At 42.1% G+C, this 21,604-nt stretch carries 22 protein-coding genes and 1 pseudogene; 5 read left to right on the forward strand and 18 right to left on the reverse strand.

The window, feature by feature from the left end; all coding sequences use genetic code 11:
* Positions 1-78 precede the first annotated feature (78 nt).
* Complete coding sequence (locus ACP69X_RS00705) at positions 79-1,407, reverse strand: Na+/H+ antiporter family protein (RefSeq protein ID WP_041088435.1); 1,329 nt, start codon at positions 1,405-1,407, stop codon at positions 79-81.
* 141 nt (positions 1,408-1,548) lie between these two features.
* A complete protein-coding gene (locus ACP69X_RS00710; RefSeq protein ID WP_041088433.1) occupies positions 1,549-3,039 on the reverse strand; it encodes a leucyl aminopeptidase in 1,491 nt (496 codons plus the stop codon).
* A gap of 324 nt (positions 3,040-3,363) precedes the next feature.
* Between ACP69X_RS00710 and ACP69X_RS00715 the strand changes: the two genes are divergently transcribed.
* Positions 3,364-3,840 carry a divergent PAP2 family protein gene (locus ACP69X_RS00715; protein WP_024423347.1) on the forward strand — a complete coding sequence of 159 codons (477 nt, stop codon included), beginning with the start codon at positions 3,364-3,366 and terminating at the stop codon, positions 3,838-3,840.
* 40 nt (positions 3,841-3,880) lie between these two features.
* On the opposite strand, the gene ACP69X_RS00720 is transcribed toward ACP69X_RS00715, so the two are convergent.
* From ACP69X_RS00720 to ACP69X_RS00735, 4 genes are all read right to left on the reverse strand, one after another.
* Entirely contained in the window at positions 3,881-4,525 is a 645-nt protein-coding gene (locus ACP69X_RS00720) for a 3D domain-containing protein (protein WP_041088431.1), read from the reverse strand.
* 99 nt (positions 4,526-4,624) lie between these two features.
* Positions 4,625-4,945: a YuiB family protein gene (locus ACP69X_RS00725; RefSeq protein ID WP_039181171.1), complete on the reverse strand. Its 321-nt coding sequence runs from the start codon at positions 4,943-4,945 to the stop codon at positions 4,625-4,627.
* A gap of 81 nt (positions 4,946-5,026) precedes the next feature.
* Complete coding sequence (locus ACP69X_RS00730; protein WP_157840088.1) at positions 5,027-5,152, reverse strand: YuiA family protein; 126 nt, start codon at positions 5,150-5,152, stop codon at positions 5,027-5,029.
* Positions 5,153-5,288: 136 nt separating this feature from the next.
* Positions 5,289-6,506 carry an NAD(P)/FAD-dependent oxidoreductase gene (locus ACP69X_RS00735; RefSeq protein ID WP_024423350.1) on the reverse strand — a complete coding sequence of 406 codons (1,218 nt, stop codon included), beginning with the start codon at positions 6,504-6,506 and terminating at the stop codon, positions 5,289-5,291.
* 391 nt (positions 6,507-6,897) lie between these two features.
* Between ACP69X_RS00735 and yumC the strand changes: the two genes are divergently transcribed.
* The gene (gene yumC, locus ACP69X_RS00740; RefSeq protein ID WP_426052329.1) at positions 6,898-7,896 is read left to right on the forward strand and encodes a ferredoxin--NADP reductase 2; all 999 of its coding nucleotides are present in this window, start codon (positions 6,898-6,900) and stop codon (positions 7,894-7,896) included.
* Positions 7,897-7,942: 46 nt separating this feature from the next.
* Here yumC and ACP69X_RS00745 read toward each other — a convergent pair whose 3' ends face one another.
* Positions 7,943-8,149, reverse strand: a complete 207-nt coding sequence (locus ACP69X_RS00745) for a hypothetical protein (protein WP_024423352.1) — start codon at positions 8,147-8,149, stop codon at positions 7,943-7,945.
* A gap of 238 nt (positions 8,150-8,387) precedes the next feature.
* Between ACP69X_RS00745 and ACP69X_RS00750 the strand changes: the two genes are divergently transcribed.
* Complete coding sequence (locus ACP69X_RS00750; protein ID WP_196770525.1) at positions 8,388-9,155, forward strand: MerR family transcriptional regulator; 768 nt, start codon at positions 8,388-8,390, stop codon at positions 9,153-9,155.
* 298 nt (positions 9,156-9,453) lie between these two features.
* On the opposite strand, the gene ACP69X_RS00755 is transcribed toward ACP69X_RS00750, so the two are convergent.
* The 3 genes from ACP69X_RS00755 to ACP69X_RS00765 form a co-directional block, all read right to left on the reverse strand.
* Positions 9,454-9,816 (reverse strand): HesB/IscA family protein, encoded by a 363-nt coding sequence (locus tag ACP69X_RS00755; RefSeq protein WP_024423354.1) that lies wholly within the window; start codon positions 9,814-9,816, stop codon positions 9,454-9,456.
* 74 nt (positions 9,817-9,890) lie between these two features.
* On the reverse strand, positions 9,891-10,745 hold the full coding sequence (dapF, locus tag ACP69X_RS00760; RefSeq protein WP_269102403.1) for a diaminopimelate epimerase: 855 nt from the start codon (positions 10,743-10,745) through the stop codon (positions 9,891-9,893).
* A gap of 270 nt (positions 10,746-11,015) precedes the next feature.
* On the reverse strand, positions 11,016-11,252 hold the full coding sequence (locus ACP69X_RS00765; protein ID WP_008346813.1) for a YuzB family protein: 237 nt from the start codon (positions 11,250-11,252) through the stop codon (positions 11,016-11,018).
* A gap of 255 nt (positions 11,253-11,507) precedes the next feature.
* On the opposite strand from ACP69X_RS00765, the gene ACP69X_RS00770 reads away from it, so the two are divergent.
* On the forward strand, positions 11,508-12,575 hold the full coding sequence (locus ACP69X_RS00770; RefSeq protein WP_034282611.1) for an NAD(P)/FAD-dependent oxidoreductase: 1,068 nt from the start codon (positions 11,508-11,510) through the stop codon (positions 12,573-12,575).
* A gap of 50 nt (positions 12,576-12,625) precedes the next feature.
* Here the strand turns inward: ACP69X_RS00770 and ACP69X_RS00775 are convergent, their stop codons facing one another.
* Together ACP69X_RS00775 and ACP69X_RS00780 are read right to left on the reverse strand one after the other, a co-directional pair.
* The gene (locus tag ACP69X_RS00775; protein ID WP_039181181.1) at positions 12,626-12,856 is read right to left on the reverse strand and encodes a hypothetical protein; all 231 of its coding nucleotides are present in this window, start codon (positions 12,854-12,856) and stop codon (positions 12,626-12,628) included.
* Between the two features lie 98 nt (positions 12,857-12,954).
* Positions 12,955-13,284 (reverse strand): YuzD family protein, encoded by a 330-nt coding sequence (locus tag ACP69X_RS00780; RefSeq protein ID WP_041088421.1) that lies wholly within the window; start codon positions 13,282-13,284, stop codon positions 12,955-12,957.
* A 121-nt stretch (positions 13,285-13,405) separates the two neighbouring features.
* Between ACP69X_RS00780 and ACP69X_RS00785 the strand changes: the two are divergent.
* A pseudogene (locus ACP69X_RS00785) lies at positions 13,406-13,705 on the forward strand (NifU family protein).
* 215 nt (positions 13,706-13,920) lie between these two features.
* Here ACP69X_RS00785 and ACP69X_RS00790 read toward each other — a convergent pair.
* The 6 genes from ACP69X_RS00790 to yutH all read right to left on the reverse strand — a co-directional run bounded on the left by ACP69X_RS00790 (position 13,921) and on the right by yutH (position 21,576).
* A complete protein-coding gene (locus tag ACP69X_RS00790) occupies positions 13,921-15,891 on the reverse strand; it encodes an alpha/beta hydrolase family protein (protein WP_073979069.1) in 1,971 nt (656 codons plus the stop codon).
* Positions 15,892-15,995: 104 nt separating this feature from the next.
* The gene (gene thrB, locus ACP69X_RS00795) at positions 15,996-16,928 is read right to left on the reverse strand and encodes a homoserine kinase (protein ID WP_041088416.1); all 933 of its coding nucleotides are present in this window, start codon (positions 16,926-16,928) and stop codon (positions 15,996-15,998) included.
* The gene (thrC, locus tag ACP69X_RS00800) at positions 16,925-17,986 is read right to left on the reverse strand and encodes a threonine synthase (protein WP_041088414.1); all 1,062 of its coding nucleotides are present in this window, start codon (positions 17,984-17,986) and stop codon (positions 16,925-16,927) included. Before thrC ends, thrB begins: the two co-directional genes overlap by 4 nt.
* Positions 17,986-19,287, reverse strand: coding sequence for a homoserine dehydrogenase (locus ACP69X_RS00805; protein WP_041088412.1), 1,302 nt, complete (start codon positions 19,285-19,287; stop codon positions 17,986-17,988). Before ACP69X_RS00805 ends, thrC begins: the two co-directional genes overlap by 1 nt.
* A gap of 223 nt (positions 19,288-19,510) precedes the next feature.
* Complete coding sequence (locus ACP69X_RS00810) at positions 19,511-20,479, reverse strand: 2-hydroxyacid dehydrogenase (protein WP_041088410.1); 969 nt, start codon at positions 20,477-20,479, stop codon at positions 19,511-19,513.
* A gap of 74 nt (positions 20,480-20,553) precedes the next feature.
* Positions 20,554-21,576: a spore coat putative kinase YutH gene (gene yutH / locus ACP69X_RS00815; protein ID WP_041088408.1), complete on the reverse strand. Its 1,023-nt coding sequence runs from the start codon at positions 21,574-21,576 to the stop codon at positions 20,554-20,556.
* Between the last annotated feature and the right edge of the window lie 28 nt (positions 21,577-21,604).

The raw sequence follows: 21,604 nt of genomic DNA on the forward strand, positions 1-21,604 counted from the left end.
TCCTAATTATTTTTCATCTACGAACAACAAAAAAGCTTATAGAAAAAACATCATCGTTTTCTCTACAAGCTTTGCATTTTACAGAATAATCGTTGCCAGCCAGCCGAACAGTACAAGCGGAATATTATAATAGATAAAAGTCGGGACACAAGTTCCCCAAATGTGGTGATGCTGTCCATCCATATTCAATCCAGATGTTGGTCCAAGCGTACTGTCACTTGCAGGTGAACCTGCGTCCCCAACAGCCGCAGCAGAACCAATAATAGCAATGGTAGCCATTGGACTAAATCCTAAGTGTAAGCAAAGTGGAACAAAGATGGTTGTAATAATCGGAATCGTTGCAAATGATGATCCGATCCCCATTGTCACAAGCAGGCCAACGAGCAGCATTAAAATCGCTGCAAGGCTCTGGTTGTTGCCGATAAATTGGGAAGATGCTTTGACAAGAGATTCAATGTCTCCTGTTTTTGTTAAAACGTTCGCAAATCCAGCGGCAACAAGCATGACAAAACCGATAAAAGCCATCATATTCATTCCAGATGTAATCAGTTCATCTGCTTCACCGCGTTTCATCATTCCAGTCACAAACAAGACAAGCAGTCCTGAGAGTGCACCGAAGATCATTCCTTCTACGCCAAGGCTTTGCGATAGATAAAGCTGGACAATCAACGAAACGAGAATAGCAAGACCGGCAAAGAATAAGCTTTTTTTCGTATAAGCCGATTTTTCTACGTCTGTAATTTCACGATCCTCATATACCTTCGGCTTTCGATATACAAAAATGGAAACGATCAATCCAAGAACCATACCCGCAACAGGAATCAGCATTGCATATGGAATATCTGCTAAGTCTACAGTCAGACCCGCTTCCTTCATATTGTCACGAAGCATTCCGTGGAAAATCTGTCCAAAACCGACTGGAAGTAATATATATGGTGCAGTGAGTCCGAAGGTCATGACACAGGCTAGCAGTCTGCGGTCAATTTGAAGTTCGTTAAACACCTTTAATAACGGCGGAATTAAGACTGGGATAAAGGCAATATGAACAGGAACGACGTTCTGTGAAAAACAAGACACGATCAAAATGACAAGAACGATAAGCACTTTTGATAGTGTTTTCCGTCTTGAATCGCCTTCTTTTCCTAGAAGCTTCACTGCTCCTTCAACCATGGCATCTGGAAGACCTGTTTTCGTCAGCGCCGCAGCAAATGCCCCTAATAACGCATAACTAATCGCCACGGTTGCATTTCCTCCGAGTCCATCCGTAAAGGCGTCCACTGTTCCTCCCAAGCCTAATCCACCTGCAAGTCCGCCAGCTAAAGCGCCTATTGCCAGCGCAATCACGACATTGACCCGCAGCAAGCTTAATATCAACATTAAAACAACCGCTAAAACAACTGCATTCATGGTGAAACCTCCGAAATCCTTTAGTTTACTAATGTAGTAGATAATTAAAGTACCAACGTATGTTACCATAGAAAAAAAACTTCGTCAAATGGCGTATGTCCTACATAAAAAAAGCCCTGCCACTTGGCAGAGCCTTCTCCTTTATTTTGTTGCTTCAAATCGTTCCACAAATGTTGCGAGTGATCTCACCATCACACCTGTTGCCCCTGTTGGTCCAAAGCATGAAGGTTTTTCTGTTGTTGCAGTGCCTGCAATATCTAAGTGAACCCAAGGCGTTTCCTCTGCAAATTCGCCAATGAAAGCACCTGCCATGATCGCATGACCATCACGGCCTGGTGAGTTATTGAGATCCGCCATTTTGCTGTTTCGTACTCGTTTCTTATCTTTTTCCGTGATTGGCAGCTGCCAGATCATTTCACCGCATTCTTCTGATGCCTCTTTAAACTGAGCGTACAGCTCATCGTTATTGGTCATCGCGCCTGTTGTCTCATTTCCAAGCGCCACAATGACACCGCCTGTTAATGTGGCCACATCTACAAGGACAGAGGCACCGTGCTGCTTCGCATATGTCACCCCATCTGCTAAAACAAGACGGCCTTCTGCATCTGTATTGAGCACTTCGATTGTTTTACCGCTTAGTGACACAATGACGTCGTCCGGCTTCATAGCGTCTGCGGAAATCATATTATCCGTTGAGGCGATGACCGCAATGACATTTTGCTCTGGGCGAAGTTCCCCGATGATTTCCATTGCACCTAAAACAGAGGCTGAGCCGCCCATATCTGTTTTCATGCCAACCATACTCGCTCTTGGCTTTAAAGAGTAGCCACCGGTATCATACGTGATGCCTTTACCGACAAGACCAATGACGTCTGTCCATTCTTCCTTGCCTTGATATTTCAGCACGATGAGTTTTGGCGGTTCTGTTGAGCCTCTATTGACGGCTAAAATACCGCCCATTCCGAGCTCTTCCATTTGTTCTTTATCTAAAATTTCAATTTCAAATTCATATTTATATGCAAGCTCTGCCGCATACGAAGCCAGATCAGAGGATGTGAGCATGTTCGGCGGCATATTCACAAGGGTACGGGCCGAATTGACTGACTGTCCGTACACTTCACCGACTTTCAGACTCGCCTGAATTTCAGCTTGATCATGCTCCGTCGTTGCATAAACAAACTCGATAAAGCGATCTGGTTCATTTGTTTTATGTTTAAAATCCTGCAATTCATATGTAGCTAAAAGGCAGCTTTCAGAAAGGGCATGGGCTGCATCTTGGGCAGGCAGATCCTTTCCAACAAACGTATCCAGCAAGACAGAAACCGCTTGCTTTTTATCTTGATGAAGCTTTTTAAATAAATGGGCAAACACTTCTTTTGCCTCTTCAAACGTGTAATCTGATTCCTTCCCAAGCCCGACAAAATAAATGCGTTTGATGCCTGTTTCAGGGGATGGGAAAAACTTCGAAAGCTGATTTCGTTTGGATGAAATGTCGCCTTCTTTTAATAATTCAGTGATTCTTCCTTCAAGTAATTCATCCATTTCTTTTGCTTTTCCTGATAATTGGCTCTTTTGAAAAAGTCCGATCGCCAGTGTATCTTTATGCTGCAATTCATTTGTCGAGAAAAACATATTTATCACACGCTCCTTAATGAACTCCATTTTTCACATTGGAACTTCTATTATATCAAAATTTGCGTGCCTATACGATCATTGCCAGTCTGTCTTTACTTGTTGAACATTTATATTTTCACACGTGGAAGGGCATCATGAAAAAGCGGTGAAAACCTAAGCAGCCTGTCCGTGTTCTCCTCGTTCCACATCTAGTTTCTTTAATGTTATAATGAACATGGACTTGGCAGCATTTTTTACTGCTATCATTTTTTTATCATACTAGGATTTTTAGTCCATCATTTCGCACGATATTTTTTCTTAAAGAGAGGATGTTTCTTGTTCATGAGCGTACTGACGAATTTTCCGCTGCTTGCCAGCCTAGCAGCCATCTTTTTTGCACAATTTGTAAAAGTACCGATTCAATTTATTATTTCTAGACGACTAGATTGGTCGCTCATTACAAGCACAGGCGGAATGCCAAGTTCACACTCCGCAGCAGTAACAGCACTCTCCACAGCAGTGGCTTTAGAGCACGGGCTAGATACATCTATCTTTGCCATTTCCGCTATCTTTGCCATTATTACCATGTTTGATGCGACAGGCGTTCGCAGACAGGCAGGAGAACAGGCGACTGTTCTCAACAAGCTCGTAACAGATTTTAACCGATTTGTTTCCGAAGCAAAGAATTTCCCAAATGCGGAAGAAAAAGAAAAGCAAAAGAAATTAAAAGAGCTTCTTGGTCATAAGCCGATTGAAGTCTTCTTCGGCGGCTTAACAGGGATCTTGCTGACACTCATCTTAGATTATTACTTCATGTAGAAGTGAAAAAGCTTTGGACCTTAAATGGCCCAAAGCTTTTTTATTCTTTATTGGCTTGAAACTGCTGACGGAATACTTGCATCGATTCTGCTTCATTGAGTTGATTTAAGTCTTTTTCCGTTAACGTCCCTTCACCTTTTTTGATGATATACACATCGAGCACTTTTTTACCCCATTCTCTATACACATCATCAACGGTTTCATAGTATAAATCAAGCTTATGACCTTTAATGGCTTTCCCGGTATCTGCAACGACGCCGTAGCCATAGTTTGGGATAAACAGCACCGTTCCAATCGGAAAAACGGATGGGTCGGCTGCCACTGTTGAATATAAATCACGTTTCACTTTGACGCCTGAATATGTAATGCCATATGCATGATGTTCCTTCGTTTTGCCTGTTGATTCCACACCTGCTGTATAGCCGGTTGCCACAACCTTCTGCTTCGGGTAATCGTTCCAATTAAACGCTTCTTCGAGAGAAACAGCCCGCATGTCTTCACTTTTAAGTGCCATCGTTTCCCTTTTTGGCTGCTGAAAAAAAGAAGATACTTGCTTGCCCGCATCGGTCTCTTTCACCCACGCAGCTAAATCACTTGGTTCGACTCCAGATATGCCCGTAAAGCTTGTCAAAAGTGCAATCATGAATAGGGCTGTCATGAACAATCGTTTCATCCATGTTTTCATCTCTATTTGTCACTCCTCTACCCATCTATTTGTTTCCAAACAAAATGGAAACTATGCAAAGGAGAAACAAAAAAACCCACTTGCGTGTCCACAAGTGAGTTAAAACATTTGATACCCTCTTTTTCGAAGTGCATTAATGACAAAACCTGATGCGATCGCACCGATCAGGCCGCTTAATAAGATGATGATATCTGCCGCAGCGAGTGAGACGATCCGGTCTCCTATTCCTGAAAAAGCAGTGCCAGGCTCTCTTACATAAGCGATCATCTTTTGATTGTTAATAATGAAAAGGCATACAATTGGATATAAAATAGCCATAATCCATGACATTCTCAGCAGCATATTGAGCAAAAAACCAATGCCGAAGAATAACACGAAAAATAAAATAACTGAAATGATAACGACTGGTAAACTGATCACTTCATCTCCACCCCCAAATATCCCATCATTAGTTTAACTTGGAAATAGAGATGAAGTCAATCAATGGAAAAAGCAGATCGCTTAACGCTTCTTTCCTGTCCCTTTACATTCCTCACACGTTTCAGATCCGCCGAGCAATAGCTGAAAATACCCTTTTCCTGAACAATATTGACAGGTTGATGTTTTTTCCTTTGTTTGTGCATTCATATTGCTCACTCCTTAATCTAAATTTTCTGATAATTTATCATAACATATTTTACTGTCCATGACCAAGTGAGAAAATATACCACATCTCATAAAAAAAACGTGTATCACGAGGATACACGTTTTTGTCTATGACGGTTTAGAAGAACTTGAATTTTCCTTTTTTCAGAACAAGTCCTGGTCCGCCAACCATGAATAAAGAACGGTTGTCGATGATTTTCTTCATTGCAGAAGCTTTTGTTCCTTGAAGTTTTTTACCAAACGCAACACCTACAGCGTCGTGTTCACCAAGAGAAGCAACTGTTCCTTTGATGTCTGGCTTAAAGCTTTCAAGAGAACCGCCTTTTACTAGTGCTGCAAGGTTTTTCGCTACTGTTTCACCTTGCTGCATAGCGATTTGTGCAGTTGGTGGGTATGGACGGTTGATTTCTTCATTGATAATCAATGAACAGTCACCAATGATGAAGACATCATCATTTTCTGGTACACGAAGATCTGGAGAAACTTTTACGCGGCCGCGCATGTTTTCAAAACCAGCTTCTTCAACGATTGGGTTACCGCGTACACCTGCAGCCCAAACAACAGTTGCAGCTTTGATTTCTTCTGTATCATCGTCTTTTCCAACAATGATACCTTCAGGCGTACATTCCTTGATCGCTGTACCGATTTTGAACTCAACACCTTTACCTTGAAGGTAGTTCATCGCATAGTCGATCAATTCTGGATCGAATCCAGGAAGAGCTGTTGGTGCAGCTTCTACACAGATGATACGCACGTCTTTTTGATCAATGTCATACTCTTTGCAAAGCTCAGGCACACGGTTTCCAAGCTCACCTAGGAACTCAATACCTGTGAATCCTGCGCCGCCGACAACGATCGTCAAACGCTCTGGACGTTTTTCAGCATCCGTATTATACGTAGCAAATTGAAGCTCGATGTGCTCACGAAGCTGACGAGCAGAGTTGATGTTAGAGATTGAGAATGCATATTCTTTCAGTCCTGCAATACCAAATGTTTCAGGAACAGCACCAAGTGCAACAACAAGGTAGTCATAAGAAAGTTCGCCATCTGATGTCACAACTTTCTTCGCTTCCTTATCGATGCTTTCAACTGTTGCTTGTACAAAGTTGACACGGGAACTGTTAATCACATCTTTGATTTGATAACGACAGCGGTCATGATGAAGAGTACCTGCACTTGCTTCATGTAACCATGTTGTTTCGTAATGATAATTATGCTTGTTCACAAGAGTAATGTCCGCATCATTTGTGCCAAGCTGTTTTGTTAATCTTGTTACAGTCATTAATCCGCCATAACCTGCACCTAATACAACGATTTTCGGTTTATTCACTGGAATCACATCCACCTTTTTTAAATTTGCTGTAAAACGGATAAAGAATTACATATCGTTATTCTCAACCGCTTTGCGGCATTTTATGAAATTTAAACAAAAAAATAAGTATGTGAAAATCTGAACTTTCACCTACATAAAACGAAAGCATTTGACCGTATCCGACAAAAATTCATAAAAAATTAATATTTAGTTCCCTTAACAATAATAGCGAGTTCTGCTCCAATTTTCAAGGCTTTAAACTGAAAATCCTTATGATAAACGGTCTTTCTCACTTTTTCCTCCTTTTCAAAGCTTCAGCATCAAAAAACGACAAGTTTTTCAAAACAAGTCAAACGACGATATGTGGTATGATATGATATAGTGATAACAATTTTCATTTGGGAGGATTAAAGGAATGCAAGAAGATTCTAAGGTATATGACATTACCGTTATCGGGGGCGGCCCAGTTGGATTGTTTACTGCGTTTTACGGAGGCATGAGACAGGCAAGTGTGAAAATCATTGAAAGCCTTCCTCAGCTCGGCGGTCAACTATCCGCTCTTTACCCTGAAAAATATATTTATGATGTGGCTGGTTTTCCAAAAATCCGCGCACAAGAATTAGTTGATAACTTAAAGGAACAAATGGATAAATTTGATCAAACCATTTGCTTAGAGCAGGCTGTTGAAACGGTTGAAAAGCAAGCAGATGGGATCTTTAAACTTGTCACAAATCAAGAGATTCATTATTCTAAAACAATTATCATCACAGCTGGTAACGGTGCATTCCAACCGAGAAAGCTTGAATTGGATACTGCAGAATCATTTGAAGGAAGCAATCTGCACTACTTCATTAATGACCTGAACCAATTTGCCGGCAGATGCGTGGCCGTTCTTGGAGGCGGAGACTCTGCGGTGGATTGGGCACTCATGCTTGAACCAATCGCAAAAGAAGTATCCATCATTCACCGCCGCGATAAATTCCGCGCACATGAGCACAGTGTAGAAAACCTGCACAACTCGAAGGTCAATGTGCTGACTCCATTTGTGCCAACTGAGCTCATTGGTGAAGACCGCATTGAACAGATCGTGCTCGAAGAAGTCAAAGGCGACAAAAAACAAGTACTTGATGTGGACGATGTGATCGTCAACTTCGGTTTCGTTTCCTCCCTTGGACCAATCAAACAATGGGGCCTTGAAATCGAAAAGAACTCCATCGTGGTGAAATCTACAATGGAAACAAACATTGAAGGCTTCTATGCAGCAGGAGATATCTGTACGTATGAAGGAAAAGTCAAATTGATTGCAAGCGGATTTGGTGAAGCACCAACTGCTGTCAACAATGCGAAAGCCTACATGGACCCGAAAGCCCGTGTACAGCCTCTCCATTCCACAAGCTTATTTGAAAATAAATAAGAACGGATCAAAAAAGGAGTTCCCACTCAAGGAACTCCTTTTTCGTTTATTTAAAAACCCCAATATAGGCATTTGCCATTCCTAGTACCATTGCAGCAAGCAGCACCACAACAATCCCTGCCACAACCAAAATCACCCGATCCTTCACACGTTCCTTTTTCGGAAGCGGCTTCTCAATCCCGCAAGATGGACACGTTTTGGAACGATACGGAATCAATTCATGACAGTTCCTGCAATTGATTTGTTCACTCAAACCTCAGCAACCTCTTTTCTCACTACAGTTTATGTTTGGTTTTCATGATACTCTTTTCGAGGGGAAATAGCCAGTTGTTCGGGTAAGCTGTAACAAAATTGAGCGATTTGCGAGAAAAACATAACTCCTTGAATTCACTACTTCAAACAAGATCAACAATGATATAAATTTTTAAAAAGATGATTGACCCTAACGCAACGTCATATTTTATAGTGGATATCAAGAGAGGTGAATTGAAATGAAAGTAAAAGAAGTAGCTGAATTATTTGGTATTAGCATTCGTACACTTCATCATTACGACAAGATTGGTTTATTGACTCCAAGTGAAGTCACAGATAATCGTTATCGGCTCTATTCAGAAGAAAACCTTGAAACATTACAGCAAATATTATTTTTCAGGGAACTTGGATTTCCATTGAAGGAAATCCAAAAGATGATGCACAATCCTTCATTTAATAAGAAAGAAGCATTTATGCTACAAAGAAAAATGTTAATTGAGAAACGAGATAATCTCAATAAAATGATCGGAAATATTGATAAGACGCTACAACATTTAACGGGAGAAACTCAATACACCTATAAAGAGAGGTTTGAGAATATGAATATGAAATTTAGTCAATATGAAGAAGAAGCTCGTCACCGTTGGGGAAATCAAGCTGTTGATGAAGTCAGCTCAAAACTAAATCATTTGTCTAAAGATGAACAAATTGAATTATCTGATAGCTGGGATAGCATACTGAATAAACTAGCCTCTCTTCGCAGCCATTCCCCTAAATCCAAAGAGGTGCAAATCGTCATCAAACAATGGTACGACTTTTTAAACGAAAACTTTCGTTATTACTCTCTTGATGCTTTTTACGGTTTAGGCCAACTCTATATTCAAGATGAACGTTTCAAAAAGAATATAGATCGTTATGGTGATGGCTTGGCATCATTTATGAGCGAAGCGATGAAAGTCTTTACTACTCTTCATAAAAGAGGGAACAGCTTTGAAAATGATGATTGAGAATACAATCGATTAATACGAAACGTTATTCTCAACGAAACACAACAAAGAACATTTTTTCCGACACACCATGATGAAACCTTTTGAAAAGATGTGGAAGGTGAACAGAGGAAATACTAAGAAACTGCGAGCTTTTTTCTAATTAAATATCTTTATAAAGAGGACGTGCTGAGTGATTGAAGTCATGTCCTTTTTTTTGCATCTTTAAAAACAACACAAAAAACCTCCTCAAGAAAATGATTAATATGAGGAGGTCTTCATTATACAAATGGTTTTACAGAATGAATTGTTTTAACCCTTAACACTCTTCCGGCGTACCGGTATTCGTCGCTGTTCTGAAAGAAGAACCACATCCGCATGATGCGATGGCGTTTGGATTGTCAATCGTGAAACCGCCGCCCATGAGTGATTGTTTGAAATCAATGATGGTTCCGTTCATGATATCAAGGCTTTCGGAGTCGACAAGGACATTGATGCCGTGCTGCTCGAACTGCGTGTCTTTCTCTGAGACTTCATGGTCAAAGCCCATGCCGTACGAAAGACCGCTGCAGCCGCCGCCTTTTACGCCCACGCGCAGGAACGCATTTTCTTCTTCATGCTCTTTCATCATATCTTTAATCTGCAGTGCAGCAGCTTCTGTAATGGTTACTGGTGTACTCATGATCATCCCTCCTTTTGACTGGATGTTTCTTTTTCAATTATAAACGTGATGATGCCTTTTCTCAAATAAATGGTTTAGAGATAAAATGTCCCGTCACAAATGGTCTCCGCAGGTCCTGTCATAAGCACGTGGTCATTGTCTTTCCAGCGAATGATGAGGTCTCCGCCTGCTAAATGAACGGTCATGTCTGTTTCTTTTTTCGCCTGCCCATTCACAATTGTGGATACAGCCGCAGCACAAGCCCCTGTTCCGCAGGCCTGTGTAATGCCTGAGCCTCTTTCCCACACACGAAAATGCAGTTCGGTTTCACTGACAACTTCAACAAATTCTACATTGACGCCTTCTGGAAACATATCGTGTTTTTCAATGATCGGCCCAAGTATATGAAGAGGTGCTTTTTCAATGTCCTCTAAATAAAAAACGATGTGCGGATTTCCCATTGAAACGGCTGTTCCATTTAAATTCGCAGTGCCAAAATCAAGCGGCTCATTAATTGTTGTGCTGGCCGGTTCACCAAGCATCGGCATCGCTTCTTTTTCAAAACGCGGTTTTCCCATATCTACTGTGACTAGCTGAACATGACCATCCTGAGCGTGAACGGTCGCTTCAACAAGTCCTGACAATGTCTCAATCTGGAACGTTGTGTCCGTCACAATTTGATGCTCATACACATACTTTGCAACGCAGCGCAGCCCGTTACCGCAGTTTTTGCCCTCTGATCCATCATTGTTGAAAATGCGCATCTTCACAGGTGCAACATCTGATGGGCAAATAAGGATCATCCCGTCAGAACCGATTCCTGTATAAACAGAAGAAACGCGAATCGCTATTTCTGATAGCTGCTCTTCTGGAAGCTGTTCCTTCATCTGATTAACGTAAATATAATTATTTCCTAATCCGTGCATTTTCGTGAATTGAAATGATGTCATGAGCTTCCTCCAAAAATGTTGTTTCTTTATAGTATAAAAGGAGTCGATTCAGGAGACAATCTTATCATCCCCCGTTTTTCATACATAAAAGCTCTTTGCTGCCATGGCAAAGGGCTTTTATTATGCATATGCCTCTTTTTCTCTCGTGTGATGCTTCATATTGATGATATTTTATTAGCATAACATATTGGATGCGCTTTCTATTCATTCTCCTTAAAAATGGAAGCTGAAAATGTGAAAAAAATGCACCTCATGACCCATGTGGTGCATTTAAAACATGTCGTTTTCCTCTATAAAAGCATAAATACGCTCGACTAGCTGCTCTGCATTTTCTCCTGAAACAAATTCTCCATTCACAAGTGCAAATGGGGAGTCCATACATTTGCCGCAATAGCTTAAACAGCCGTATTCCATTACGTCTAGGTTTGGGTCTTTTTCAAGCTTCTCTTTTGCCTCTTGAGACCCTTGTGCAAGATTACTTACACAAAATTCGATCAGTGGAAACACTGTGCTTCACCTCACATTGCCTTACCATCCTACCGAAATTCCTTGAATTAGTCAAAATATGAGCTTCATCTGTATCGTTACGCCTATTCTTCATAAAATGTTTTACTATTTAGGACTAACTGATGAATATGTAGGTTATTTTGAAACAATTATTGTGGTTTCACAGTAAATTCGATATAATTTTATTTGGTATTTTAACTTAAAGTTTTTTAGTATAAGTGTTTTTCAATGTCTACGGGGAAAAGGAGAATCGTCATGAAAAATTTAGTCTTGATCGGCGGAGGTTACGGGAATATGCGGGTTCTCCACCGCTTATTGCCAAATCAATTACCTGATGATGTCACTATCACATTAATTGATCGAAATCCTTACCACTGTTTAAAAACAGAATATTATGCACTTGCTGCTGGAACGATCTCTGATCATCACATTCGAGTATCTTTTCCAGAGCATCCGAAGCTGGATATTCAATACGGGGAAGTAGAAAAAATTGATATTGAAAACAAACAGATCTTATTCAGTGACCGTGAACCGATTCCGTATGATGATACGGTGATTGGACTCGGCTGTGAGGACAAGTATCATAATGTCCCTGGTGCGAAAGAACATACATACAGCATTCAAACCATTGATCAGTCAAGACATGCGTATAACAAATTAAACAATTTGAGCGCAGGTGCAACGGTTGGCATCGTCGGTGCTGGACTTAGCGGGGTAGAGCTGGCCAGTGAACTAAGAGAAAGCCGTGCTGATTTAAACATTATTCTTTTTGACCGCGGAGAGTTGATACTATCAAGCTTCCCAAAAAGATTAAGTTTGTATGTGCAAAAGTGGTTTGAAGAAAATGACGTAAAGATCATTAACTGTGCCAATATTACAAAGGTTGAAGAAGGTGTCGTTTACAACCATGATGACGCGATTGAAGCAGATGTCATCGTGTGGACAGCAGGAATACAGCCAAGCAAAGTGGTACGAGAGATGGATGTTGAAAAAGACGCACAAGGCCGCGTCGTATTAACTCCTCATCATAATCTTCCAGGGGATGAGCATGTATATGTCGTAGGTGACTGCGCAAGTCTACCGCATGCCCCAAGTGCACAGCTTGCTGAGGCGCAGGCAGAACAAATTGTCCAATCTCTGCAAAAACGCTGGAAAAATGAGCCGCTTCCTGAGGCTTATCCACAGTTTAAGCTAAAAGGTGTTTTAGGTTCTTTAGGGAAAAAAGCCGGCTTTGGCTTAGTCGCTGATCGTCCACTTGTTGGCCGGGTGCCAAGACTCCTGAAATCTGGACTCCTTTGGATGTACAAGCATCACAATGGCTAAAATCATGTGAATTTTTTCTCAAAGCTCCTTCGTGACGAGGGAGCTTTTTTCTATGAAACGGCATGTGCCGATGAGTTGGTCCATTTGATCGGAGCAAGGGCAAGAATGCAGTCTTTACGAAAGGTTCTCATTGTCTTCTTCGATAAACAATACGCTTGGATAAGCTGATCCGTTTGACGGTGTACAATGATTTTTCTCTTCGTGCACTCTCCGTTTTTCTTCATATAAATCATCTCAATCGGCACTTGCTGATGAAGAGATTGTTTCAGTAAATAATTCATGATGCTCACGCTCCTTTCATTTCATTATAAACGAACAAACGTTCTTTTTCAATGCAAAAAGGAACGTTTGTTCGTTTATTCCTCAAAAAAAGAACAGCTTATTCACTGCTCTCCTTGTACCCGTATCTCTCCATTTCTTGATAAATGTCTTTTAATTTCGGATTGCCCTCTCCAACGATTTGATCCTCTACTAAGACAAGTGGATAAAAGAATTCATCATCAAGAATTCGTTCAGACAATTCCTTTTGTTGTTCGTTTTCTGGCGGGTGCTCTATATCAATATATGTGATGCGAAATGGCTGATTCGGATATTTTCGTTTTAATGCTGCATCTAACCATTCAAATGTATCTTTTGAAGAAGGCAGATTCACGCAGCTAGCGCACAGTACATCTCTTCCATATACATAAAGATCGACAGTTTTGTGCATTTGACAAGCCCCCTATTCTTTCTTCATTTTAGCTGAATTTTCTGGATGAAAAAAGTCAAAATCACTTTTTGTTTCAAGATGAGATTGTGCTATAATGAGAAGGAAACTTTGAAACCAATCAATAGATTTTTATCGTCCAGATGAATATAATGGTGATATGTTGTGAAAGGAGCGATTATATCTAATGACTGAAGTCGAAATGAAAGACCAAGTACAGGAAGTACTGGACAAACTTCGTCCATTTCTATTACGTGATGGTGGAGACTGTGAGCTTGTAGACATTGAAGATGGCATTGTGAAATTACGTCTTCTTGGTGCATGCGGCAGCTGCCCAAGTTCAACCATTACATTGAAAGCCGGTATTGAGCGCGCATTATTAGAAGAAGTGCCTGGCGTTGTAGAAGTTGAACAGGTTTTCTAATTCATATATGACATGAAAACGACCCTAATCGGGTCGTTTTTTTCATGATTGCAAAGGCTTTAGCCCTTTGTCTTCTTTTCAGCGTGATAAGAAAACCCTTGAAGTCTAGGAAGGACGAATACTGGCGCGGAGCGAATTTTCTATTCGTGAGCACCAGCACGCAGGACTGACACCGAATGCGAGGGTTTGTCAGCACGCTGAAGGGTCGTTTTTTATTAGGCTAGCTTTTCTCTAAACCATTCCTTTATAAAGGTCAGTCTTTGAATACGCTGCCCCGGGTGACCGCTTCTGGATAAATCATGAGATGCCTTCGGGAATTTGACCAATCTTGTGTCTTTCCCAAGCTCCTTTAATGCCACAAAAAGCTGTTCTGCTTGATCAACTGGGCAGCGATAATCTTCATCGCTGTGCAGGATGAGAAGCGGCGTGTTCATCTGCTTCACATATTTTAGCGGAGAACGATCCCATAGCTTATCGACAGAATCATAAATATCCCCATCAATCTGCCACCTTGTAAAGAAATAACCGATATCACTGATGCCATAAAAGCTAATCCAGTTTGAAATGGAGCGCTGTGTGACAGCTGCACGGAAGCGGTCGGTCTGACCGACAATCCAGTTGGTCATAAAACCGCCATAGCTGCCGCCTGTCACGCCAAGCCTTGTTTCATCAAGGAAATCATAGGCTTTGAGCACATGATCAACAGCCTGCATGACATCGTCATAATCAACGTCACCATAGCTTCCTCTTACACGGTCGGTAAACATCTGTCCGTATCCATGACTTCCGTGCGGATTGATATACACGATGGCATAGCCTTCTGAAGCGAGCATTTGAAATTCATGAAAATACGTATAACCATACATCGCATGCGGTCCGCCATGAACCTCTAGAATGAGCGGATATTTCTTTCCCTCTTCCATCTGGGAAGGCTTCATAAACCAGCCATGCACCTCGTCACCATCTTTTGACTGAAAAGAAAATGGTTCAGGTTCCGATACGATATGCTCCTTTAGAAAATCATGATGCTCAAATGTGATTTGCTTTAGTTCTGTCTCCCCTAATGTCATCTCATACAGCTCACTTGGTGAGACAGGTGAAAGCCGGCTGAGCAGTAGTTTGGTTTCATCTGGATGAAGGCTGAAATTGGTGATATGTTCCGCCTCTAGTCGAACTGGATAGGCTAATCCTTCAATAGAGAAATAATAAATCCCTGTACTGCCTTGATCAGAAACAAGCGCATAAAATCCTTGGCTGTCCTTTGTCCACTGTGGAACCTGATAGGCCTCTCCCATCACGCTATCTCCTGCCATACAGTTTCCAACATACATATCGAGCATTTCTGACAGCTGAACCACCTTGTCTTCTTTCAGATCATACAGCCATATTGATGGGAAGGTGGCATTTTGAAATTCGCGCTCATGTCCAATATACAAAAGACTCTCTCCATTTGGAGAAAAAGATACGGTGGAATAAGCGCCGTTTGCTTGTGTGATCTTTTTTGTCTGACCATCTTCTAATGACAGAAGACACACGTCACTTATGTAAGGTATCTGTGGATTTAATTGAATAAAGGCAAGCCATTTTCCACACGGGGAAACGGTATGATTCATATGATGAACCTGCTCGCTCGTGATAGGCTCTACCTCTCCTGAACGGATATCCACTTTCACGATCTGTGTGACACGCCCATCTAGAAAGCCTCTTCCATCTGCTTTATAGGTCAAATCATCATATACCGCTGGAGCAAATTCATCTTGCTCTTCCTTTTTTTCATCATGAACAGATTCTGATTGTTTCAATGACACAGCCGCATAAATGAATGCTCCGTCGGGAGAAAAGACAGGGTGAGATACTCCGTATGGAATCTTTGTTAAAGTACGCACGCCGCCTCCTTCGCTCTTTATGAGTGCGAGCTGAGGGGCTTCCTTTGGCTTTTGCAAAATAAAAGCAAGCTGCCTGCCGTCCTTTGACCAAACTGGCTGATGATGCTTTCCATCCTCAAATGTCCATTGTGCCAGCTCCTCTGTCTCTTCATCTCGTACCCATAAGTGGATGTTGTAGTCGTCCTTTTTCTCATTCACAGTGACTTTTGTAAAGACTGCCTTTTTTCCATCTGGTGAATAAACCGGATGAGAAACAGAAACAATCTTCGTTAAATCTTCTGCCGTCATCAATTTCTTCATGAATGTATCTCCCCCTTATATGCATAAAAAATAGTTCGATCCTCTAAATAATAATCCCTGCTTCTTCCCATAAAAAACAAGCATAAAAAAAGAACGTGCAGATTTTACAGCACGTTCTTTACTTGATTAACAGGATGATGCTGCACGACAACACCTTCTACAGGCACCGTCAGCAAATCGACTTCGCAATGCGGGAAGTTTTGGGCAAGCTGCTCTTTCAGTGCTTCACCCTTCCCTTTTTCCACTAAGGTGAGGATCGTCGGCCCAGCACCGCTCAAAGCTGTTCCATACGCTCCTTTGAGCGAAGCGACATGCTCTACCTTCGACAGCTCTGGAACGAGCATTGTGCGGTAAGGCTGATGAAATAAATCCTTATTCATCATTTCTCCAACAAGCGGCCAGTTTTGCGTCATTAATGCGGCAACAAGGACGTTGCTCACAGCACTCGCACTGACAGCATGCTTATAGGAAAAATCCTCTGGCAGGACATCACGGGCATCCTTTGTGAGCACTTCATAAAAAGGAATGACCACGACAACATCTACATCCACATGCTGTACTTTAACGGCATGGGTTTTGTCTTCTTCATGAAGACCAATTAGTAAACCACCGAATAAAGAGGCACCCGCATTATCTGGATGACCTTCTATCTCACTTGCATAAAAGAGCTTCTGATCATCTGTCATGTTTAATTCAAGAAGCTGATTGGCGAGTTCAATGGCGGCCACGATGGCAGCAGCGCTGCTGCCAAGCCCTCGTGCCAATGGAATATCACTCCACACTTTGACATGAACAGGCGGGAGTGTTTTTCCAAAGTCATCTGCGACCTTTTTGGCTGTTTGATAAATTAGGTTGTCGGTGCCTGATGGAATTCCAGCTACGACATCTGTTTCTGCTTCAAACAGCCAGCTATCATGGTCATAGACCGATAGCTTTAAATAGCGGCTGAGTGCCATTCCAACTGAATCAAAGCCTGGTCCTAAATTGGCAGTGCTTCCCGGTACTGTGATTGAAAAAAGCATGGAGGCTTCACTCATACGCGTGCGGCCTTTTCTAGGTGTTCAAGAATTTGATCTTCATCTGCATCGAGTGTGACCGGCTTGATTTGTGAAATATCGATAGCCGTATTTGGATCTTTCAGTCCGTTGCCTGTTAGTACCGCAACAACTTTACTGCCTGGCTTGATTTCACCAGTTTTCACCTGCTTTAACACGCCGGCAATCGACGCACATGAGCCCGGCTCTGCAAACACACCTTCTTCACGTGCAATCAATTGATACGCATGAAGAATTTCCTCATCAGTCACTTCATCAATCTTTCCGTTTGATTCATCTGCGGCTGCCACAGCTTGTTGCCAGCTCGCTGGATTTCCGATACGGATAGCCGTTGCCACTGTTTCTGGCTGCTCAATCACTTCATTTCGAACGATTGCCGCTGCGCCTTCTGCTTCAAAACCACGCATGACAGGCAGTCCAGTTCCTTTGTTCTCGTGATATTCCTTGAAGCCTTTCCAGTAGGCTGTGATGTTCCCGGCATTTCCAACAGGAATCGCCAGTACGTCCGGGGCAGAGCCTAGCTGCTCACAGATTTCAAATGCTGCTGTCTTTTGTCCTTCAATTCGATAAGGATTGACGGAGTTCACAAGGGCGATCGGCGCTTTTTCACAGATACTGCGGACGATTTTCAATGCATCATCAAAGTTGCCGTCAATGGCAATGATCTCTGCTCCGTACATGACAGCCTGTGCAAGCTTACCGAAGGCAATTTTCCCGTCTGGAATGATGACAATACATTTCATATCAGCACGGGCTGCATAAGCTGCTGCTGCTGCAGAGGTATTCCCTGTTGAAGCGCACATGATTGTATCATTGCCTTCTTCTTTTGCCTTTGCAACGGCCATGACCATTCCTCGATCCTTGAAAGAACCTGTTGGATTGACGCCTTCTGTTTTCACATGAAGCTCGATCCCCAGCTTTTCTGAAAGCTTGGCGAGATGGATCAGCGGTGTATTCCCTTCATTTAATGTTAGTTTAGGTGTAGATTCGTTTACTGGTAAGAATTCTTGAAATTCTTCAATGAGTCCATTCCATTTCATCAGCTTAAACCGTTCCCTTCTACTCGGTACGTGCTCTTCACTTGAACCACCACATCGAGGTCGTTTAATTTTTGCAGAATATTTGAGAAATCTTCTTCTGAGGTCTGATGTGTAATAATCACAATTTCAGCCAGCTCATCATGTCCTTTTACAGGAAGCTGAAGGATTTTTTCAAAGCTGATGCCTCTTTCAGAAAAAATAGATGTAATGCGAGAGAATGCCCCGACTTGATCTCTGACATGAATTCTTAAAAACTGCTGAGCAAATACTTCTGATGACGATTTGATCTTCTTCTCAAACTGCGGTGCGATAAATCCGCTTCCGTTCACGCCAAGGCGCATGTTTTTCATTACTGCGACTAAGTCTGATACAACAGCTGTTGCTGTTGGCAGACTTCCTGCTCCAGGTCCGTAAAACATCGTTTCTCCTACAGCACTTCCGTAGACATACACCGCATTAAATTCATTGTTGACGGATGATAATGGATGATGATCAGGAAGTAAGGTTGGCTGAACGCTGACCTCCACTTTCTCTCCATCCCGCTGAGCAATTCCGATCAGCTTCATTGTATAGCCAAACCGCTTACTGAAATTAATATCCTCATCAGAGATTTCAGAAATACCTTTCACCTTGACGTCGTCTAAATCTACATTCATGGAAAAGCCGAGCCTTGCAAGAATCGCCATTTTCCTTGCTGCATCCAGTCCTTCTACATCAGCTGTCGGGTCTGCTTCTGCAAAGCCAAGATCCTGTGCTTCTTTTAAGACATCCTCATATGCGCTTTTATCGACATTCATTTTCGTTAAAATAAAATTCGTTGTACCGTTCACAATCCCCATCATCTTGGTGATTCGGTCAGAGGCGAGCCCTTCCTCCAGTGTTCGCAAAATCGGAATTCCTCCGGCGACACTTGCTTCATAATAAAGATCACAGCCATTTTCTTTCGCTACATGTAAAAGCTCCGTACCGTAAAGCGCCATTAAATCTTTATTGGCCGTAATGACATGCTTCTTCTCATTCAACGCATCTATTAAATATTGTTTTGTCTCTTCAATGCCGCCCATCACTTCAATGATGACGTCGACCTCTGGATCTCTAATCACATCATATACTTCAGTTGTGAAGACCTCTCTTGCGACATCCACATCTCTTTTTTTATCGGGATTGCTCACAAGCACTTTTTGTATTAATACCGGACAGCCGATTTGGTGCATTAATTTATCCTGATGGTCTTGGATAATTTTTACGACACCACTTCCCACTGTTCCTAATCCTAATAGCCCAACTCGAATTGCCTTCACCTGAAATTCCACCTTTCTCCGTAAATGTCCTCTCTAAAAAGACATTTGTTAACCTTACACAGACATTCAATGTACACACATTATAAAGGGGTATCCTCATTTTGACAAGGTAATAAAATAAGAGATTGTCAGAATGAAACCGCTTAACAGCTATTTACATCAAGATTCTATATTTTCAAAATATTTTTGTCAGAAAAGCTCCCGAACACCGGGAAGCTTTATATTATGAACGAACCGGCGTTTTGGCTGGCTCGTCTTGTAAGACAAGCGCTATATTTTCAGCACATAAACGCATCATCGTTTTTCTCGTTTCGACACTAGCACTTCCAATATGAGGGAGGACTGTGACGTTACGTAATGTCGTTAATGGATGAGATGGACTGACAGGCTCTTGTCTAAATACATCTAGACCTGCGCCCGCAATTTTTCCTGTCGTGACAGCCTCGTATAAAGCGTCCTCATCCACCGTCTGTCCTCTTGATACGTTAATGAAATAAGCAGAGTTCTTCATCAGATCAAATGCTTGTTCATTAAACATGTCTTTCGTTTCCGAAGTTAACGGCGTCAGACAGACGATGAAATCAGACTGTTTGAGCAGTTCCTCAAAACCCGCATAGGTCACTCCAAGCTGCGCTTCTGCCTCGGGTTTTCTTGAACGATTATGATAAAGGACATTCATATTAAAGCCTTTGGCCCGCTTGGCAAGTGCTGTTCCAATGCTGCCCATTCCGACAATCCCGAGCGTTTTGTGATGAACATCCGCACCAGCAAGAAGAAGCGGGCCCCAGCCTGTCCAATTTCCATCCTTAATCCAATCACTCGCCTCAACAATGCGTCTAGCTGACGCCATCAGAAGGGCAAAGGCTAAATCAGCCGTCGATTCTGTTAAGACGTCTGGTGTATGACATACAGTGATTCCGCGCTTTTTGGCTGCTTCAACATCAATATTGTCATAGCCAACAGCAAGGTTTGCGACCACCTTGATATTCGGAGCCTTTGATAAGAGGGGCTCATCTATTTGATCTGACAGCATGGTGAGAAGCGCATCCGCTTTAGCTGCTTGTGTTTCTAGCTCTTCTCTTGGACACGGCTCATCCTCGCTCGGCCACATCTCAACATGAGCGACTTCTTTTAATGGTGTAAGTGATGCTTCATCAAGCTTTCTTGTGATATAGACATAAGGTTTCGTCAAGAAGGACACTCCTTTAATCGATTTCTTTAAGCATAACGAAAAACGCCTCAAGAGAAAAGAGACGTTTCGTCTGTTCACTGAAACTTCAAATCAGCTGCAGGCTGAATCCAGCCAATAGCCGGAATGGGGCTCCCGCCGCTTCGCATGGCACTCATTTCTTGAAAGACCTTCAAAAAGTATTCATAGCGGCTCGCATCATTTAAGACGTAATCTAACCGCTCTTCATAATATGCTTTTTCATTTTCTCCAGACATGTAGTAGCCTTCCACAATTTCAAAATAATGAAGCGGGAACAGCAGACGGCTGTATAACAAACGCTTTGAAAAGGAGGAAAGAGGTGTCACCTGCTCGTATTGCTGAAGAAAGGAAAAGCCTTCTTCAATTAAATCTTCCTTATGCTGTACAAAGGTCTCTCTTAAGTATTCGGCAATATCACGGGTTGGATGATCAAATACCCAATCCACAGGTAAACGAAGCGGCTGCTCATGCGGCCATGTCATACGTGAAAAGCGCTGATGACAGACAGTGCCTGAGTCACCTTCTTTCGGTTCATCATCGAGCTCAGTATCGACTAAATATTGAATGGCATTCTCCGTTAATCCAAGATAATACGGAAACGATTCAATGAATTTTTGTTCAAACCGTTCCAGCGGTTTTTGGTGCATTTGCTGCATCCAAAAGCCTTCAAGCTGATCTAATCGTTTTGCCCATAATTCCTTCCAGGCACCGACACGTTTTGTTTCCGATACTTCATATGGAAATCCTCTTCCTCTAACATGAAAGGATGCCAGCTCTGACGCATGCTGAAACGAACGGCTTGAGATCGGAGGCGCTGCTTTTAATAAAGCGTACTGCTCCTTCCCATGAGTAAAGGTGGGCTTTTCTTCATTTGTTAATTCAAACACAGCGACGTATGGGTCTCCAGCATTCAGTAAATACTGACTGATATGATACAACTCTGAGAGTTCTTCTTCTCGCAAATGAGACACAGGAACAATGAGGAAGAGAGCCTCCGCCGTTTGAAAGCTCTGATAACTGCCGTATGGCATAAATTGACGAACATCAATACCAAATGTGTGATAAATGGTTTCTTTCATGTTTTCACCTGCATTCCTATGATCAATC

Origin of the sequence: Bacillus sp. DC4300-2b2 (genome assembly GCF_049895685.1) — a bacterium.
GTDB lineage: Bacteria > Bacillota > Bacilli > Bacillales > Bacillaceae > Bacillus > Bacillus safensis.